Origin of the sequence: Carboxylicivirga marina, from assembly GCF_016612505.1 — a bacterium.
In the GTDB taxonomy this organism is placed as follows: domain Bacteria; phylum Bacteroidota; class Bacteroidia; order Bacteroidales; family Marinilabiliaceae; genus Carboxylicivirga; species Carboxylicivirga marina.
Map to the genome: position 1 here is coordinate 1 of NZ_JAENRR010000081.1, position 18,689 is coordinate 18,689.

The window sequence follows — 18,689 nt, forward strand, 5'->3', positions numbered from 1 at the left end:
TTAAGTTTTTTTGTCGAAACAAAAATATAGGATTCTGAGGGCTATTTAAAATTCCGACTTTCGGAGGCTAGTGACCTTTTTTATCTAAACCGCCATAGATTGGTTCGAACCAGCTTTTGTTACCCTGAGTAAGATGTACTCTCATTTCGTCGTTGGTATATACGGCTGAGCTATAAGCTGCACAAGCACCAAAAATATCAGGATGCTTGATAGCGAATACTAAGGAACCATTGCCTCCCATAGATAAACCAGAAACAGCCCGGTAATCTCTTGATGATCGAATTCTATATCTGTTTTCTACCTGAGGGATAAACTCTTCAAAAAACATGTCTTCGAAAAGATTGGTACCTGAAGCATTGTTTACATACCAGGTTACTTTAGCATCGGGCATTATTATAATCATTGGTGGAATTTCACCTGCTTCAATGGCTTTGTCAGCAGTGTGATTTACTTCACCAAATTGCACCCAGGCTGTTTCATTATCGGTGTATCCGTGTAAGAGGTAAAGAACCGGGTAAGCGCGTTGTGACGTTTCGTAACAAGGTGGTAGGTAAATCGAATAATTAACATCGTAACCAGTGATTTTACTTGAGATGGAAAGGCCTTCAATGACTTTTCCCTTTTGTGTTTGAGCTGAAACAGTAAATGTTATTAGCAGGGTTAGAAGTGATAACAGTTTCTTCATATTGTTTGGATTTAGAATTTCTAAGATATAAAAAAGGCGCTTATCGAATGATAAACGCCTGCAATTTATTGTTTTGTTTTTTTTACCAAAGTTTCTTAGGGTAAACACCATCAGAAATTAGAGTATTTAATTTTTCCTGTACCAATGGTTTGTCCTCCTGGTAAGTTACACCAAACCATTTGGCATCGGTGCGAATCACTTTAGTGCTGGCTTCACCTTTTTTAATCATGGCATCAACCACAGCATTAAAGTAGAATTCTGACTTCATCTCAGTTCCTTTTTCTTTCAGAAAATCCACAAATGCAGTTTCTAAGTGCTGAAAGTATTCTGGCTTAAAGGCCCAGAAGTTCATCGAAACAGCTTCTTTGCCTGTTAATTCGGTTTTACTGTCTTCTTCGTAATAGAATACTTTATCACCTTCGTAGCCTATTTTGGTACGTTCGGTAATATTCACAAGGTTGCCTTTTTCATTAGCCTCACAAACCCCGCGCGACACAGTTCCATGCTCAGAAAGTGTATTATTAAGCGCATAACCAACCATCGCATATTCGTTGGTAGCTTTACTTTCATCTACAAAATCAAATACTTGCTTATAGGCTTCGCGACCGTAAAAATCATCAGCATTAATTATTGCAAATGGCTCTTTAATAGCTTCTTTGGCCATTAGGATGGCATGTCCTGTTCCCCAGGGTTTCTCGCGACCCTCAGGTACAGTATAACCTTCAGGTAAGTCATTTAAATCCTGAAAAACGTATTCGGTTTTGATTTTACCTGCTAATCGAGGTTCGAAACGCTCCTTAAAAGCCTCAGCAAAATCCTCGCGGATAACAAAAACGACTTTTTCAAAGCCCGACTGGATAGCATCATAAACGGAATAGTCAATGATTGATTCGCCATGCGGACCTAGTTCATCCATCTGTTTAAGGCCACCATAGCGGCTGCCCATACCGGCTGCTAATATTAAAAGTGTTGGTTTCATCAGTATTGGTGTGTTTTATAGTGTATTTAATTGAAAAATATCGAAAGCTCAAAAATAAGGATTATTTCTTATTTTTTCTTTCAAAGTCTTTCTTTATTCCATCGTAAAGCCAGTTTGCCAATGCTTGTCGATTATCTGATTTTACGAATCGCTGTTGATCGCGAAAGTTTTGGATGTTGCCAAGCTCAACAAATACTGAAACTGGCGTGGTATTTCTGAGAACGTATAAATTACGATCGCTAACTGTACCTGAAAAACCACGCGATGGCTGATGACGCTTGTATTTTTCATCAAAAGTATCGCGTAATTGATAAGCCAGCTTTTTGCCACTTTTGCTTTTTTTATGATGATAAAAGAACACATCAATCTGTTTCCGTTTGCTACGGCTGTCGAGGTGAATAATGAGGCAGCGACGGTAAGTTTCGGTGTCCTGCTTATATAATTTGTTGACTTCAAGAGCTCGTTGCTTTAATCGTTTGTTCTGATCCAAAGGAATCTGTTTGTTGCCACAAGTTTCATGATTGTCGTAGCGCAATATTTGATTGTCGCGAATACCATCATCTTCATCCTGAATGACAAGGTGTACTTTTGCACCATTCTCCTGAAGCTTTTTAGCTAGTCGTAGCGTGATGTCGTAAGCATATTCATCTTCATGAAGTTCGTGGTTACCGTACTTTCCAATAGCTCCCGGATCGGGTCCGCCATGGCCAGTAACCAGGTAAAATGACGAACCTTTTAATTTGCTTGATTCCAAGGGGAATCGTTCTCGTTCACGACCATATAAGGGTTCGTATAGTTCAACTTCGGTATTGGGTATTAAATATGAATGGTGGGCTAACAAAGAGTTGTTTTTACCAAACTTACCCTTGTTGAGTTCTATAAACACCGATTGATGTTCTTTGGGTGCTAAATCGTGGCGAATTAAAAAACTATGTAAGCCTTCACCAGCCTTAGGCTTCGATGACTTGTAGTCAGAACTTACTTGCGAAAAAAGGAATGCATGCATCATCACAAACACGCCTAAAAATATATGTCGTTTGCTAATAATCGTACTCATCGCCTACAAAAATAATTTTTTTTGGATTTCAGACATCAATAAAAGAAGCCATGCTCTCAAATATTTATGAACGTCGTTCTTAATATTGTGAATATTCCGATTCTGATGATTACTTTTGGGTATCAAACACGATTATCATGGAAGAAACTTACTTGAAAGAAAAAAAGGAAGTAGCCAAGTGGATGCGCCGACTTTATAAAAAGGGATTAACAACTTCATTGGGTGGAAACATCAGTAGGCGAATTGATGATAATCATATTGCAATTACAGCATCGGAGACCGATAAAGGGAATATAAAAGCTTCTCAAATTGCTGTTGTAGCGCTTAATGGTAGCGTTGTTTCGGCATCGTTACAAGTAAGTGTGGAAACAGGGATGCATCTGGCCATCTATAATCAACGAAGAGAAGTAAATTGCATCGTACATGCACATTCGCCGTTTGGTAGCTTATTTGCAGCAACTAATAAAGCTGTAAATGTGTCATTGTTAGCTGAAGCATCTACCATACTCGGAAATCCCGTTGTAGCAAGATATGCGGCACCTGGTTCAGAACTATTGGCTAAAAATGTGGCTGCGGCAGCCATTGAATCTAATGTTATTATTATGCAAAACCACGGTGTATTAGCTGTTGGTGAATCGATGCTAAAGGCTTTTGATAGGATAGAAGTTCTTGAAAATGCGTCTAAAATGACTGTGCTGACTTCTATGTTAGATGATAAAAAGGAACTTAAGCCGGAGCAGATATCTGAATTACAACGTTTATTTGCTTTGTGAGTATTTTTTTCTGTACTAAAACTGTGAATATATAAAGGATTGATAGTTGGTGATTACTCCTCACAACTAAAAATTTCGTTCGATAACGAAAAAAATAGTTGATAAAACGAATTGAATAGTTATATTTGTTTCGTCAATACATTCATGGTACACTTTTATTAATGTCAATAAGATGATTACAAAACGATTAACTAAGCGCGAAGAAGATGTGATGAAAATATTGTGGGAAGCCGGCAAAGGTTTTGTAAAGGACTTGCTTAAACAGCACCCCGAACCAAAACCGCATTACAATACTTTTAGCACTATCATTCGGGGCCTTGAAGAGAAAGGCTATGTGGCGCATAATTCTTATGGGAATTCACATGAGTATTTTCCGGCAGTCACCAAAGAAGAGTATCGTAAGTTGTTTATCAAAAATGTGGTGTCTGATTATTTTGAATCGTCCTACAAAAATGTGGTTTCGTTTTTTGTGAACGAAGACAAATTAAATGTGGAAGATTTAAAAGAATTGATTGACATTATAGAGAAGAAAAAGCAAGACTGATGGACACATTTATCGAACTACAATTAAAAACAGGCGGAATCATAGCTGTTTCTGTGCTGTTATTTGTAATGCTTTTAGCAAAAGACCATTTTTTCAATCGAAACAGAGCATGGTTAGTGGCCACACTCATTGTACCATGGATAGTGCCAATACTAGCAATGCCTGCGTGGTTGAAATCTATACTCTATAAACCGGAAGCTGCTGCCGAAACACTTGTATTCAATATGGATGTGCCAATTACTTATGGAGAATCCATCGTTGTACCGGAATCTATAAATTGGCTGCAGGTTGCTGTGAGTATTTACATGGTTGTTTGTTTATTGCTTGTAGTTCGTTTGCTATGGGGATATGTATTTATCCATCGATTAAAAAAGAAAGGCCGACATCTAAGCTATAAGGGTTACGATGTTGTTTTGCTGAAAAATAAGGATGTAAATCCGTTTTCATTTTTCCGAACCATATATCTGCCAGAACATTTGGAGAGAGACCTTAACAGGCAGATGATTCTTGAACACGAGCGCAGTCATTGTGCTCAATTGCATTCAATTGATATTTCGCTGGCCGAATGGCTACTGATAATTCAATGGTGGAATCCGTTTGTGTGGTGGCTTCGTAAGCTAATTGCTCAAAACCATGAATATTGTGTTGACAACGCGATGGTGCAAATCACAAACGAACCACAAATGTATCAGTATTCATTATTGAATTTATTACAAGGCCATAAGCGAATGCAGTTGGTGAATAACTTCAACCAAAGTTTAACAAAAAAGAGACTTGTAATGATGAATAAAAAACATACTAACAAAATAATCGGATGGGCTAAAGGTTTAATCGTATTGCCACTTGTTGTGGCTGCTTTGCTGGCATTTACCAATCCGGCTAAAACAATTGTTAAAGCAAGTGTTAATGCTGAAATTAACAGTGAGCAAGACTTGCGTAAGCACTTTGCCAAACGGATAAAGTATCCATTAGATGCACGAAATGCTGGTGTCGAAAGTACGGTTACTGTTAATTTTAAAGTCAACAAAAAAGGTAAAGTAAGTAATATTGGCATCGGAGCAAAAGCAGATGCTACTGTATTGGATAATGTGGTAGTAGTGTCATATACATCTGACAATGGCACAGCCCGGGTTGGTGATAATTCACAAGAGGAATTTATTTCACTGTTGGAAGAAGAAGCAAAGAGAGTAGTGGAAGAAATGCCCACTGTAAATGATGAATTACTTAAAAACAAATTATTACAAATTGACTTTGAATTTATGCTTCAAGATGAAAAGGCAACTTTAGAAATGCATCCATCACCTTTGATTATGGTTAATGGAGAAAAGTACTTAAGTGGTTTAGAGACTATTCCACCAGATGATATAGCAGAACTAGATGTACTCAAAGATGAAGCTGCGATTCATAAATATGGCAAAAAAGCCAAAGATGGTGCCATTGAAATAATAACTAAATCAGCTCAAAAAGAAGAAGTTTTACTAAAGTCGTCAAATAAAGTAAAAGTTGAATCGTATAGTATTAATGGCAATAGTAAGGCATCTCCAATGTTTATTGTAGATGGTGAAAAACGAGCTGTTAATGATGTAAATTCCGAAGATATTGAAACAGTTACCGTTTTAAAAGACCCGGAAATGACGAAATTATACGGTGAAGGAGCCGAAAATGGCGTGGTTTTGGTAACAACAAAGCGTAAGGATGAAAAAGTTTTATTTCAGACTACAAACGACGCTCAGGTAAGTATCTCAGATTTTAGTGTAAAAGGTTCAAATGGAAAATCACCGCTATTTATTGTCGATGGCGTTAAACAAACAGAGGCGAAGGTTGATGCTGAAGACATCGATAATGTTACTGTACTTAAAGGAGAGACGGCTATTGAGAAATATGGCAAAGATGGTGAAAATGGTGTTGTGTTGATTCAAACGAAAGCAAATACTAAGGTTGATGAGGTTGTTGTAGTTGGTTACGGAAAGATGAATGAATTTGATTCAAACAATATTCTTGTTCGTCGTGGTGAGAAGGCGGAGAATGTTCGAATAAATGGGTTTGCCGGAGAAAATAAACCCTATGTAATTTTAGATGGCGAAGAGTTTAGTGGCTCACTAGATGATCTTGATGCCAATAGTATTAAATCTATCAGTGTATTAAAAGATAAATCTGCCACAGATTTGTATGGAGACAAAGCTGAATATGGTGTTATTATTATCGAATCGAAAATTCAATAAACTATAATAGAAGCCGCTAGAACCTAGATTCTAGCAGCTTTTTATCTATTCGTCTTCAACCTGAACGGTTTGCTGGTCGTATGACCAGGCCCGGAAATAGCCTAATACATCTTTCCCAAAATTTGAACCGGGGTTAAATGGAGTGGAGCTGCCACCGCCTTGTTGGTCAATTATTTCATCCAGTTCAGAGTAATAATCATAAGTGCCTTCATCAATTGAATAGGCTTTAACAGTTACTACATCGTCTTTAGTAAAAGAGAAACGCAAAGGAGTAAATTCAATGGTTTCTTCATTCGGAAAATATTCATTCGACCAAAGGCTATAGGTATCTTCTTTTTCAGAGCCATTAATAAAGTACTTCACCATGTAATAGTTATCTTCCTCGGTATTATTGGTTAAAGTTATAACAATGTTGTATTCTGGTTCATCTTGAGAACCGCCAAAACCATCAAACTCAGTATAGCCTAGTTTTACAATTTGCGTAGGCGTTAATATCTTGCTCTTGCCCTTGTGTGTTTTATCATCAATTGTAATTGAAAGTGAGTATTCAAGTCCTGGTTTTCCTCGTAATAAAGCACCGGTGTAAATGCCATTTTCAATGTATGATAAGTTTTCGCTATTGTTTTCTGAATCGGTAATGGTGATAGATGCATTTTCTTCATAAGCTGCTTCGTCATCAGAAAAGTAGTCGCTGGTATAACTAATTCGAACTGTAGCAGGTTCCCCAATAACTATTTGTCCATCAATCACTAATTTAGGAGCGGCATCATTAAGATCGATATCAATCACTTCTTCGCACGATTGCAGCAAACCACCAAGTAGAGCAGATAAGGATAAGAAAAACATAGCTTTGTGAAATATATATCGTTTCATATTTAGGGTTTTTAAAATTTGAAATTCCAGGTAACAGATGGTATAATACCAAATAAACTCAACTTAACGGCCTCAGTTACATTTGGATTGGTTTCATTCTCGCGAAAGTTGATGGTATATGCGTTCATTTGATTGTAGAGATTGTATAAGGAGAAATCCCAGCTCGAATTGATACGCTTATTTCCCTTACCTTCCAAATGGATGTTTAAATCCAAACGATGATAATCGGGCATGCGATAACCATTACGCTCGGTATAATAAGGTACCTGATTGCCATCGAATTCGTACTTACCACTTGGGAAGGTAACCGCATTACCTGTATAAAAAATCCAATTGGCCGAAATAGAAACGCGCTCAGTAAACTGGTAGCTTGTAACAATTGAAACATCATGTGTTTTATCATATGACGAGTCGTACCAATCGCCATTGTTGATGCCTTCAATTTTATTATTGGTATTTGATAAAGTATAACTCACCCAGCCTGTAAAGTCGCCATATTTCTTTTTTAGGTATAACTCCAAACCATAGCTACGGCCTTCACCTTGTAACACGTAAGACTCAATATTTTCATTTAACATCACTTGTGTGCCATCCTTGTAGTCACTAATGTTATTCAAGGTTTTGTAATACGTTTCAGCCGAAAATTCAAATGCATTATCCATAAAATTACGAAAGAAACCCACTGAGTATTGGTTAACGATTGTTGGCTCAATATTAAAGGAACTTGGCATCCAGGTATCAGTTGGCTGGCCCGATGTACTGTTCGACATCAAATGAAGGTATTGCACCATTCGATTGTACGACGCTTTAAAGGAACTTTTAGTATTAAAGCGATAGTTTAATCCCAGTCGTGGTTCAACGCCATAGAAGGTTTGCATCACGTCACCTTTGTCAAAATACGCTTTGTCGATAATGTTGTTATCATCATCGTAGGTGATGTTTTCACCCGGTCCAAACTGATTAAACATGGAAGCTCTTACGCCATAATCAAGAGTGAGTTTAGTGCCAATTTTCTGTTCATTACTAATATATAATGAAGATTCTAAAGCTTGCTTCTCAGGTACTTTTATATCCGATATAGAGTTGTCTTCAAATAAGAACTCGCCCGGATAAAAAGTATGATAAGTTGCATTAAGCCCATACTTCATTGTGTTTTGAGGATTGGCATACCAGGTGAAATCTTGCTTGAGGCTAACGTCTTTAATACCGGATGACATGCTTCCACGATCGCCAAAATTAAATCCATAATCATATTCGCTGTATAAAGCTGTAGTGTTTGAAAACAATTGCGAGCTGAACAGGTGATTCCAGCGAAGAGTTGCTGTTGTATTTCCCCAGTCCATTCCCATGTCTTCAAAGCCAAAATCATCTTTTCCAAAATAGCCCGAAAGAAACAAACGGTTGTTATCATTAATTTTCCAGTTGAGTTTGGCATTTAAATCATAGAAGTACATTTGAGTCCCATCATCAATTTGGTTGGCACCCTTGGCGATGAGGTCGGCATAACTGCGTCGTCCTGATACGATAAACGACATTTTATCCTCTATAATAGGTCCTTCTAATGTAAGTCGCGATGCCAGCAAGCCAATGCCGCCAGAACCCTGGAACTTTTTCATGTTGCCATCGCGCATGGTAATATCAAGTACCGATGCCGCTCGTCCACCATAATTGGCTGGTATGCCACTTTTATAAACGGTCATGCCTTTTATGGCATCGGCATTAAAAACAGAGAAAAATCCCATTAAGTGAGAGGCACTGTATACTGGCGCTTCATCTAATAGAATCAGGTTTTGGTCAATAGAACCACCACGTACGCTAAAGCCATTGCCACCCTCCGAAACCGTGCTAATACCAGGTAGTAATTGGATGGTTTTAAGTACATCGCGTTCGCCAAACAGGACAGGGAGTTTATCAATGGTTTTCATATCCAGTTTTTCTCCTGTCATCTGTGTAGCAGCAATGTTTTTATCTTTTTTTTCGGCACTAACTACAACTTCATTTAAGGCTGTTTCGTTAACTGCTAATTGTATTTTTATGCTTTGATTTGCTGTTAGCTTAATGTCTCGTTGTTGTGTTTGGTAGCCAACAAAACTATAAAGTACTGTTTGTTCACCTTCAGGTAAGGTTAACGAATAAAAACCATAGGTATTGGTCATGGTACCCACCGTTTTATCTGCTGTGTAAATGGTAACACCAATGAGTGCTTCTCCTGTTTCGGCATCGGTTACTTCTCCGCTAATTGTAAACTTGTTTTGAGCGTAAGAACTAGCGCTAATAAGTAGGAGGTAGGCTATTAGTGGCCACTTTTTTAGTATAAAATTCATTGAAAAGATATAGGTTGAAAATGTATAGATTATTAAGTGTAGTAGTTTACACCACTAATCTCTAGGTGCTTAGTGTTTTTTCTCTCCAAAGGCAAATGTAAGGTAAAATTGATACATAACTATTCGATTAAGGATGAATTGGGAAAGAAGAGGAATGAAAAAGGATGTAAAGATGTTCGGTAAGGTATTGTGATGTGAGATTGAGCTGTATTTAAATAATCATATTCTTTGTTTCTAAATGATTCAGACTTGATGACAAATACAGAAGTAAGTTCATTACTTTTAAAAGAAATTGGAGGACTATTCAAGAGTGTTTGATTCACACAAGCCATTGTTAGTGCTTCACATCCTCAAAGCCTAATATCCGATATCTCAAGTCAAAACATACCTATAGTTCTGCCCATATTCTAGCTAAAGAAAATCCTGGAGCATCGATTTTTAAATCCAGAAAATAGCCAAAAGGTGTTTGCGCTACTTCGTAGTCAACGTTTTCTAATCTGGTTTGTGCATCATCAAACAGTTGTTTTGTAAAATCGATCGATGCTTTAGAATCGGATAAATGAGCGAATGAATGCAAAACAATCTTCTTAGTGTTGTTTTTACGAGCTGCCCACTTTAAGTGGTTGGCCAGCTTCTTTTCACGGCTTCTTAGGCCTTTCTCTTCATCTGCTTCTTCAATTTGAATAAAAGCTAATAAGCACTTATTGTATGACTTGGCACAGCCGGGGTCGGGTGCATTATCAATATTTTTTTCAGATGGGGTGTAAGAAAATTGTCTGGTATAAAAAATAAGTACTTTCACGCTGACAGATATGTTTTTTTATAAAAGTAAATAGATTTTTAATCACGACAATAAGACCATACGCTTTTTGTTATGCACTAGCTTAGTTGGTAGAACAATGGCAGGAAATGTGATTAATATGTTTTAACCTGAGTTCGATTTAAATTTTAAAACTCAGTTTGCAATAAAAAGCTGATATACAAGGAATAATTTTAGAAGAATAGTGAACTATTGTGATAAAATTTGACGCTGTAGAACAGTTTTTTATTCAAAGCGTAGCAATTCCACTTACCAACAGCAATTTTCTTCGTGTAATCGACTCAAAATAGCCCGCTATTCTTTCGTCAATGCACACTTGAAACTCACTATTTGTAAGCGTTCTGAGTTCAAAATTTCACGTCGAACTCAGGTTTTTAATGCTACATGCATTACTTTGAAGATGCTTGTAATTAGAAGAAAGCATGTTAAAAATGAAAGTGTTAAGCTCTAGTTGGCCAGTGGGAGATAAAAGCTAAGACAGGTGCCCTTATTGGGCGAGCTTTCAACCATTAACTCTGAACCGTGTTTTTCGATACACTCTTTGCATAATATCAGTCCTAATCCGTGGCCAGATTCACCTGAAATACCTCTGGTTGAATTTAATTTATCTAGTTTAAACAGTTGCTGAATTTGCTCTGGTTGCATACCAATTCCGGTATCACTTATTTTTATCTTTACAGATTCTTCATTTTTAAGGTGAGTGCCTTCTATGTTGATATTACCGTCTTGTGGCGTGTATTTTAATGAGTTTGTAAGCATGTTTCTAAAAACAAGAGCCAGCATGTTTTTGTCGGCGACTACATTAAAATCATGGTGGTTAAATTGAGAATTAATTCGGATGCTTTTCTGAGTTGAAATATGCTTTACAAGTTCTATTTGTTCGTTTAAAATATCATTAACCGAATAACAGGCAGGTTCAAATGAAGTTCTGTCTGTTTGCAATGACGACCATTTTAATAAATCTTCAAGAAAGCTATAATAGTTATTGCATTGTTCATTAATGCTTGTAAGCAACTCTTTGTTTTTATCAACTGTTCGACTATCAAAGTTTTTTTTGAGCAACTCATTGAGTCCTAAGATACCTTGAAACGGACTGCGTAAGTCATGAGCAATAATTGAGAAAAACCGATCCTTTGTATGGTTTAGCTGTTGTAATAATTGATTTCGTTGCTTAATGTAATTTTCGTTCTTCTTTCGTTTTGTGATATCTCGGATAATATCCAGAGAGCCAGATTCAATCTTCTTATTCGAAAAGGAAGTTGAGTTAACTTGAATCCAGATGGTTGATTGATCCTTACGAATGACGCGTCCTTCAAATTTCGAATAAAAACCATCTGAATGCAATTTCTTGAAGAAAGACTTCGAATTCACTAGGTCTTCAGGGTGAAGTAATTGGGATACATTCATGCCAACTAACTCATCAATTGGGTACTTAAATATTTCACATAACGAATTATTGGCATCAATAATCTTTTTGTTTTTATCCAGCACACAAATGCCATCTACTGAATTATCGAATAAGGCTTTGTATTTTAGATCTTGTTCCCTGTTACGCTTGTTTTGAAGCTTCACAATATTGATGCTTATCAATAATAATATGGAGAATAAAAAGAGAATATGTATATCTGTTGAGAAGAAATCTGCATTGATTAATCCATAAGTGATTTGTGGTACATATAAAAGAGATAGGAAACCAATGCTTAGTATCAGGTTCTTTCTCCAGTTAATCCATATAAGTGGAAGTACCAATAGTAAATTCACCAGAAAGCGAAAGTAATCAGGTAATACCCAAACACTAAGTATGGCTACTAAGTAGGTTAAGTACACTAATTGCCAATTGCTAGTATGTTTTGATGTAGAATGCAGGTGTTTAAACTTTATTGGATTTCTTCTTTATCATTAAGCTCATATACTTGCCTAGTACAATAAGGTTACATTTATTTTTCTGATTATCAAGTTAAAAAGTACATTCAAGTATAGAGGCCATATTTTGAATTAATCAAACAGGGAACAGATAGGTAATAATAACAGTTTGATAATTAATAATAATCATGCGATATTGAATCTTGAACAAAAAACGATTAGCATGTTAAAACCAATTACCACCCAACAATTACAAGAGATAATGTATGATGATAATGTCAGAGTCATTGATATTCGACCCATAGATGCTTATAATGGATGGACCTTACAAAACGAGCCTAATGGAGGTCATATTCCTGGTGCCAAATCATTACCCTTTAAGTGGACCAATTATATGGATTGGATTGAAATTGTACGACATAAAGGTATTGGCACCTATCACACCTTGGTTATTTACGGTTATGAATTAAAACAAATTCAAGAGGTGGCCGATTTATTTATTAAGGCTGGTTATGAGGATGTGTTTGTTTATGAATATTTTATAAGTGAATGGTCGTCAGGTATTCTGCCTCTCGAACGCCTCGAACGATATCGTTCGCTTGTTTTTCCAGAGTGGATAAATGCGGTTTTAAATGCAGAGTTACCAGATGATCATCCGGGAGGAGATACGGTTATTGTTCATGCCCATTATCGTAATCGCCAGGCCTACTTAAGTGGTCATATCCCCGGAGCTATTGATATGGATACATTGGCATTGGAATCACCTGAAACATGGAACAGGCGCTCACCCAAAGAACTTAAAATAGCCCTGGAATCACATGGTATTACAGCAGATACTACTGTTGTTCTCTATGGTAAATTCATGCATCCCGATAATGCATCTGATTTTCCAGGAAGTGCAGCAGGTCATCTAGGAGCTATTCGTTGCGCTGCCATCATGCTATATGCTGGAGTTAAAGATGTTCGTATTTTAAATGGAGGATTTCAAAGTTGGAAAGATGCCGGCTTTGAAATTGCCAGTAATGATGTGCCTAAACAAGCTGTTATTGATTTTGGAGTTGAAATTCCTCAAAAACCTGAATTGTTCGTCGATATAGATGAAGCAATAAACATTCTGACATCGAAGGATGCTGAATTAGTATCAGTACGTTCTTGGGCCGAATATATAGGAGAAGTAAGTGGCTATAATTACATCGAAAAGAAAGGGCGCATACCAGGTTCTGTATTCGGTAATTGCGGTTCCGATGCTTATCACATGGAAAATTATAGAAATGTCGATCATACCGTTAGAGAAGCTCAGGAGGTGATGGAGATTTGGCAAGGTGTTGGTTTGACATCCGATAAGCATCTGGCATTTTATTGTGGTACCGGGTGGCGAGGGAGTGAAGCTTTTATTAATGCCTGGCTGATGGGCTGGCCACGCGTCTCGGTATTTGATGGAGGTTGGTTCGAATGGAGTAATGATCCTATGAATAAATATGAAATTGGAGAACCGATGGTCAAAGTATGAGTTTTAAATCGTGATTATGGCAGTAAAGTGTCATTTTAGAATAAAACATCAGAATAGTCGTATTTATTTCGGCTTATTATTTAAATTTAAGCTGTAAAAAGTCGAAACCTAACAGCTTGAAATATAATAAGATTGGCCTGTTTATACTTGCTTTGTTGATGTTGGCAGGCTGTAAAGATGTTGAAAAACCTCACCACCCTGCTGTTGTAATTGCACCAGTGTAAAAGGCTGATATTAAATTGTGGTGAATTCGTAGGACGAATACGTGCTTACCGTTATGTTGAGGTTCGTGCAAGAGTAGAGGGCTACCTACAAAAAATGATGTTTGCTGAAGGAAAACATGTTGAACAAGGCGAAGTATTGTTTTTGATTGATCAGTCACAATACAAAGCCCAGCTCGACAAGGCAAAAGCCCAGCTTAAAAGCGATATCGCAACCTTTAACAAAGCCAATCGCGATTTATAACGTATTGAGCCTTTATTTATGGGCAATGCGGCCAGTGAATTGGATTTAGATAATGCCAAAGCTGCTCAGGAGATCGCGATAGCCAAGGTAGCCATGAGTGAGGCAGACTTGGCACAACATCAATTGGAATTTGATTTTACAACTGTTCGCTCGCCTTTAAAGGGTAAGATTAGTGAACGATATGTTGATATTGGGGCCTTAGTAGGTCCTGGAAATAATTCTTTATGGCCACTGTGGTGCAAAGTGATACAGTGTTGGTCGATTTTAAAATGACAGCATTGGACTATTTGAGGAGTAAGGAACGTAATGTGGCTATTGGGCAAACCGATAGTACGCGTTCGTGGCAACCTACTGTTAAAGTCACTTTGGCTGACAACAGCGAATATCCACTTGAAGGGGTAGTCGATTTTGCTGACCCTCAGGTGGAACCAAAAACAGGCACTTTTGGCGTTCGAGCAGAGTTAGCCAATCCGAATCAGGTATTGTTACCCGGACAGTTCACAAAGGTTAGTTTCTTATTAGATGTGATTGAAGATGCCATTGTGGTTCCGCGCAAATCTCTAATTATTGAAAAAGGAGGGAGCTTTATATATGTGATGCGTCGCGACAGTATTGCTGAAAAAAGATTTGTAGAAACAGGTCCGGAAATAGATAATTCTATTGTAATTGAAAGAGGATTAGGGATGTTCAGTTGTTTAAGGTTTATGTATTCTATAAAAAGTATAATATGCATTTGTTTAACTCTATGCACACGCGTAAGGTTGAACGAATTAAAATGATTGTACGTTCTCCTCGTTTTTAAAAAGACTTAGTTTTAAATAAAAGATTCATAAGCTATTGAATTCTTATTTTTGTTCAAGTACCGAACTTATTCTTCCATATAGCTTAGAAAGGTATACCTAAAACATCAAAAGATGATGTACAAAGCCAATGCTTCTTTATAACTTTTTAAGAGATTATCTGTTGTTATATACAGTCGGATAAAAAGTTGGTGCTATGACACACTTTGGAAATCAATTTGATGCAGATGATTATCTAAAATCCTTTAAGGAGAAAGAACAATTCTTTGATGCGCTCAAAGAGGCGCTGACATTAGATGTATATTCATTAATAAGCAAGCATCACAGTCATAGTAAATACAACAAATCAATGGAGAATGCTATCGCTACTTATGCCAATGATATTATAAATACTACAGAGTCAGTTATTGATAAAGATGAACATTACCCGGAGTATCGTAAGCAAAAAGAACTGAATAGTATTACTAAGCTATTGAATAAAGTACTCAGTGAGGTTGATGAAGATGATTTTTTAGAACAAATGCACTTGTGTTGTAAGAAGTTAATAAGCCAGTACTATCCTGGTATTCTACATTTGAGTAATTATGGTTTCCGATTGCTCGAACGTAATTCAAAAATGTATACAGCCAGTTTTATTCTTAGTCTAAAGCAGAAACAGTTAATTGATGTCGAGTAAAGATTTTAGTATAGGTAATGTATGTAGTAATTAGGTATAAGAAAGGTTGAGGATAATTGTAACTCTATATCGAAAATCCAAAATGTATATGTTTTAGTGTCCAAGTTTCGTTTTATCACTGGTATAGCTTCTTATTCAGGCTGACTTAAATTAGTGTAAATCTTACCGGATGGATTTTTTTAAATAACAACCTATAACATACCAACTCTCAGTGAGAAAGAGCACAAATATTGTTTCAGTTAGTGCTTGTTATAATATGTATAAAACAAGAAAAGCCCCTATAAAGGAGCTTTTATCTTGAGTGACTCAGCAGGGATTCGAACCCTGGACCCACGCCTTAAAAGGGCGTTGCTCTACCAGCTGAGCTACTGAGTCAATCCAATACCGAGTATCTCGGTTTTCAAAAAAAATAGACCTTCGTTTAAGGTCCAAAATAATAGTGACTCAGCAGGGATTCGAACCCTGGACCCACGCCTTAAAAGGGCGTTGCTCTACCAGCTGAGCTACTGAGTCAATCCAATACCGAGTATCTCGGTTTTCAAAAAAATAGACCTTACGTTTTAAGGTCTAAAAGGTTGTGACTCAGCAGGGATTCGAACCCTGGACCCACGCCTTAAAAGGGCGTTGCTCTACCAGCTGAGCTACTGAGTCATCCTTGTTTTTCTCAATTGCGGTGCAAAGATAGATGCTTTTCTTTTTATTGCAAATTTTGAGATGAAAAAAGTTGGAAAATTATTCTTGCAATGGTAGATGAAAATCGCGCCTCTTCTGTTTTGTATTGATATTCATTACTTGAACTAAAACGCTTATTTAAGATAAAAGTTGAAAATAATGATTTTAATGATGTGTCGCTTGAATGGTTTATTTCGAATAGTCCTTAGCAAGTTGAATAAAGGGTAATCCGCCTGCCGAAAATTTGCAAGTCGATATGACATATGTGGCTAATGTATTTCTAACATCAAGGCTATACCATTGCTAGTTACAGCTAGAATATCAAACGTTAAGAAACGATCCTACTGGAGTGCCTCTTCTACTTCAAATCAAATCTACTTCTCGCAAAAACACAGATTCTACAACGTGCACTTTTAAACTGTTTAACCTGATTTGTGCGTTAGAACTTGGTAATAAGCATTGAAAGGGCGAAAAAAACAAGGACTTTCTGAAACGAGGCATTGCATCGTTCTGTTGAGTGAAAGAACGTTAGTGAAATGACCTGTTTTGAAGCAATTTCAATTTGCAATAGACTTGCAAATGCATAATTCGGGTTTAATAACGGTAATGCTGACGAAGCTTTAATTATAAAAGTTTCGACCGAGTCAAGTATTCTTATTGAAAACTGTAAAGGGCAATTGATTAACGAATACAGTATTGCCACAAGGCATGCGCGAAGTGAAGTTTCATTTACCATCGGCATTGGCTAAAGGGAAGTACAGTATATTAGGAGTTATCGATTATGGTAGCGATACCGATTTGGCAGGTGTCGAATTGGAGTTAGAAATTAAGTAATAGATTGTGATAAATTGAGGGATTTATACCTATTAATGTGTAAATTCCAACACGACATCATGAAAAAAATAAAGCGAGGTAAAAAAAATACTTCGCTTTTCTTATTATTTCAAAGGATGAAGTCCTTATACCCTGCAAAATTGAAAGCAGTTCTCCTGATTTGATTTTATGATTGAAAGTTAGCCGTGAATTTCTTGCTGAGAGCCTTGTTATCAGGACGGTTTCTACAGGTAAAAGCTTTATTTTTGTGGCTCACAACATTTAACCATGCAAGGATTTATTAAACCAAATAGAAAGGTAAACTATGGCCTGGATATAAACCGGGTAACCATCGGTCAGGAAATAGTAAGCCACTTTAATATCACTGTCGATGAATCGGTTCATAGCTTATGGAGCGGACTGATGCCAACATCGTCATATCCTGAAAATAGTCGTGAGTTTGCAGGTATACTTGGCTTTCACGAGATGTTTTTGCCATATGGTTTTCTCATGAATTTAACATTGAGCCTTGGCGTTGAGAATTTTGCACACTCAAGTCTGTTACACTTAGAGATAAGAAATGCTTTGTATCTTAATCCAGCTTTTGCAGGTGATACTTTTTCATGCGTCATTAAGGTTAAAGACATCAATGATACTTCAAACGGTAACTATTCTACCGTTGTGTCAGAACATGTATTATCGAACCAAAAGGGTGAAGCAGTTTTTTCATTGGAAAGAGTGACCTTGTTTCCGCGAATTAATGTGATACATAATCAGGATAGTAATGGGGTGGAACCACTAAAGAATCATCATTTTAAAGAGAAAATTCTGGCTCGTGTTCGCGGCATCTCTATTGAGAATAAGATTGATGATTTTAATGAAGGGGATTTATTACTACATCCCTTTGTACGACCAGTAGGAAAAAGTGAAAACTTATTCTGGGCCACTTATTTTAAAAATACACACCCCATCCATTATAACTATCAGCGTTACAAGCCTGGCGAAATTATTATCTCAGGTGGTATTGTATTATCAATGGTATTAGGTATCTCAGGTCGGGAGTTTCGTCAGTTGCTATTGCCGCAAGTTGACAAGGCCTTTCATGTGGTTCCTGTTGTGGCGGAAGACCGTGTAGGGGCTTTCAGTTATATTAAAAACAGCACACATCTAATGCCGGGCTTTGAAGAGATTGAAGTGCGTACTTTTGGTTTACGCAACGTAGATACCGAACCCGAGCTTTCGGATGCTGATTTTCCATTAGAATTATTCAATGGCCTGCAACGCCCTGCTGATGTTGAGCGCATTCTGGAAGAAAAGTGCCCGGCTTTAAAAGGTAAAATATGCCTGGTGGCCGATTGGAAAGCCCTTCGAAAAGTTGAGTAAGTTATATTCAAATGATATCATTTCTAGCCTGTCAAAATATTTTTGATGGGCTTTTTATTTGCCAGTTCTTGGTACATCGATAAATAGTGTCTGTATTACTTAGTACTTGTGGGTTATTTGTGTTTCTTTCGTATGATTATGATTGCATAATAGGGGTGCAGATCTTTCATTACGCAAATTTGATCAAAAATTGCTCCCGCCTGTTAGTATGTAAACAACTAAATATTAAC

Annotated in this window: 17 protein-coding genes and 3 tRNA genes; 10 read left to right on the top strand and 10 right to left on the bottom strand. The window is 37.0% G+C overall.

The window, feature by feature from the left end:
- Positions 1-67: 67 nt before the first annotated feature.
- From JIV24_RS19960 to JIV24_RS19970, 3 genes are all read right to left on the bottom strand, one after another.
- Positions 68-685 (bottom strand): alpha/beta hydrolase, encoded by a 618-nt coding sequence (locus tag JIV24_RS19960; protein WP_200466849.1) that lies wholly within the window; start codon positions 683-685, stop codon positions 68-70.
- A gap of 82 nt (positions 686-767) precedes the next feature.
- A complete protein-coding gene (locus JIV24_RS19965) occupies positions 768-1,664 on the bottom strand; it encodes a nucleotidyltransferase family protein (protein WP_200466850.1) in 897 nt (298 codons plus the stop codon).
- 61 nt (positions 1,665-1,725) lie between these two features.
- On the bottom strand, positions 1,726-2,721 hold the full coding sequence (locus tag JIV24_RS19970) for an N-acetylmuramoyl-L-alanine amidase family protein (protein WP_200466851.1): 996 nt from the start codon (positions 2,719-2,721) through the stop codon (positions 1,726-1,728).
- Between the two features lie 137 nt (positions 2,722-2,858).
- Here JIV24_RS19970 and JIV24_RS19975 point away from each other — a divergent pair, with 137 nt between their 5' ends.
- The 3 genes from JIV24_RS19975 to JIV24_RS19985 all read left to right on the top strand — a co-directional run bounded on the left by JIV24_RS19975 (position 2,859) and on the right by JIV24_RS19985 (position 6,260).
- Positions 2,859-3,494 carry a class II aldolase/adducin family protein gene (locus JIV24_RS19975; RefSeq protein WP_200466852.1) on the top strand — a complete coding sequence of 212 codons (636 nt, stop codon included), beginning with the start codon at positions 2,859-2,861 and terminating at the stop codon, positions 3,492-3,494.
- A gap of 172 nt (positions 3,495-3,666) precedes the next feature.
- Complete coding sequence (locus JIV24_RS19980; RefSeq protein WP_200466853.1) at positions 3,667-4,038, top strand: BlaI/MecI/CopY family transcriptional regulator; 372 nt, start codon at positions 3,667-3,669, stop codon at positions 4,036-4,038.
- Positions 4,038-6,260: a M56 family metallopeptidase gene (locus JIV24_RS19985; RefSeq protein ID WP_200466854.1), complete on the top strand. Its 2,223-nt coding sequence runs from the start codon at positions 4,038-4,040 to the stop codon at positions 6,258-6,260. Before JIV24_RS19980 ends, JIV24_RS19985 begins: the two co-directional genes overlap by 1 nt.
- Before the next feature lie 45 nt (positions 6,261-6,305).
- Here JIV24_RS19985 and JIV24_RS19990 read toward each other — a convergent pair whose 3' ends face one another.
- The 4 genes from JIV24_RS19990 to JIV24_RS20005 all read right to left on the bottom strand — a co-directional run bounded on the left by JIV24_RS19990 (position 6,306) and on the right by JIV24_RS20005 (position 12,104).
- A complete protein-coding gene (locus JIV24_RS19990) occupies positions 6,306-7,133 on the bottom strand; it encodes a DUF4249 domain-containing protein (protein WP_200466855.1) in 828 nt (275 codons plus the stop codon).
- An 11-nt stretch (positions 7,134-7,144) separates the two neighbouring features.
- A complete protein-coding gene (locus JIV24_RS19995) occupies positions 7,145-9,457 on the bottom strand; it encodes a TonB-dependent receptor (protein WP_200466856.1) in 2,313 nt (770 codons plus the stop codon).
- A gap of 388 nt (positions 9,458-9,845) precedes the next feature.
- Positions 9,846-10,259, bottom strand: coding sequence for a threonyl-tRNA synthetase editing domain-containing protein (locus tag JIV24_RS20000; protein WP_200466857.1), 414 nt, complete (start codon positions 10,257-10,259; stop codon positions 9,846-9,848).
- A gap of 465 nt (positions 10,260-10,724) precedes the next feature.
- Positions 10,725-12,104 (bottom strand): PAS domain-containing sensor histidine kinase, encoded by a 1,380-nt coding sequence (locus tag JIV24_RS20005; protein ID WP_200466858.1) that lies wholly within the window; start codon positions 12,102-12,104, stop codon positions 10,725-10,727.
- A 259-nt stretch (positions 12,105-12,363) separates the two neighbouring features.
- Between JIV24_RS20005 and JIV24_RS20010 the strand changes: the two genes are divergently transcribed.
- The 5 genes from JIV24_RS20010 (at position 12,364) to JIV24_RS20030 (ending at position 15,591) form a co-directional block, all read left to right on the top strand.
- Positions 12,364-13,650 (top strand): rhodanese-like domain-containing protein, encoded by a 1,287-nt coding sequence (locus tag JIV24_RS20010; protein WP_200466859.1) that lies wholly within the window; start codon positions 12,364-12,366, stop codon positions 13,648-13,650.
- Between the two features lie 318 nt (positions 13,651-13,968).
- Positions 13,969-14,115, top strand: coding sequence for a biotin/lipoyl-binding protein (locus JIV24_RS22925; protein ID WP_200466860.1), 147 nt, complete (start codon positions 13,969-13,971; stop codon positions 14,113-14,115).
- A gap of 18 nt (positions 14,116-14,133) precedes the next feature.
- Complete coding sequence (locus JIV24_RS20020) at positions 14,134-14,388, top strand: RND family efflux transporter (RefSeq protein ID WP_200466861.1); 255 nt, start codon at positions 14,134-14,136, stop codon at positions 14,386-14,388.
- Positions 14,340-14,894, top strand: coding sequence for an efflux RND transporter periplasmic adaptor subunit (locus JIV24_RS20025; RefSeq protein ID WP_200466862.1), 555 nt, complete (start codon positions 14,340-14,342; stop codon positions 14,892-14,894). Before JIV24_RS20020 ends, JIV24_RS20025 begins: the two co-directional genes overlap by 49 nt.
- 217 nt (positions 14,895-15,111) lie before the next feature.
- Positions 15,112-15,591, top strand: coding sequence for a hypothetical protein (locus JIV24_RS20030; protein WP_200466863.1), 480 nt, complete (start codon positions 15,112-15,114; stop codon positions 15,589-15,591).
- 302 nt (positions 15,592-15,893) lie between these two features.
- On the opposite strand, the gene JIV24_RS20035 is transcribed toward JIV24_RS20030, so the two are convergent.
- From JIV24_RS20035 to JIV24_RS20045, 3 genes are all read right to left on the bottom strand, one after another.
- Positions 15,894-15,966, bottom strand: a tRNA-Lys gene (locus JIV24_RS20035).
- Positions 15,967-16,031: 65 nt separating this feature from the next.
- Positions 16,032-16,104: transfer RNA gene (locus JIV24_RS20040), tRNA-Lys, on the bottom strand.
- Between the two features lie 65 nt (positions 16,105-16,169).
- A tRNA-Lys gene (locus JIV24_RS20045) sits at positions 16,170-16,242 on the bottom strand.
- 717 nt (positions 16,243-16,959) lie between these two features.
- Between JIV24_RS20045 and JIV24_RS20050 the strand changes: the two genes are divergently transcribed.
- Together JIV24_RS20050 and JIV24_RS20055 are read left to right on the top strand one after the other, a co-directional pair.
- Positions 16,960-17,097, top strand: a complete 138-nt coding sequence (locus tag JIV24_RS20050; protein ID WP_200466864.1) for a hypothetical protein — start codon at positions 16,960-16,962, stop codon at positions 17,095-17,097.
- 267 nt (positions 17,098-17,364) lie between these two features.
- Positions 17,365-18,459: an FAS1-like dehydratase domain-containing protein gene (locus tag JIV24_RS20055; RefSeq protein ID WP_200466865.1), complete on the top strand. Its 1,095-nt coding sequence runs from the start codon at positions 17,365-17,367 to the stop codon at positions 18,457-18,459.
- Positions 18,460-18,689 lie beyond the last annotated feature (230 nt).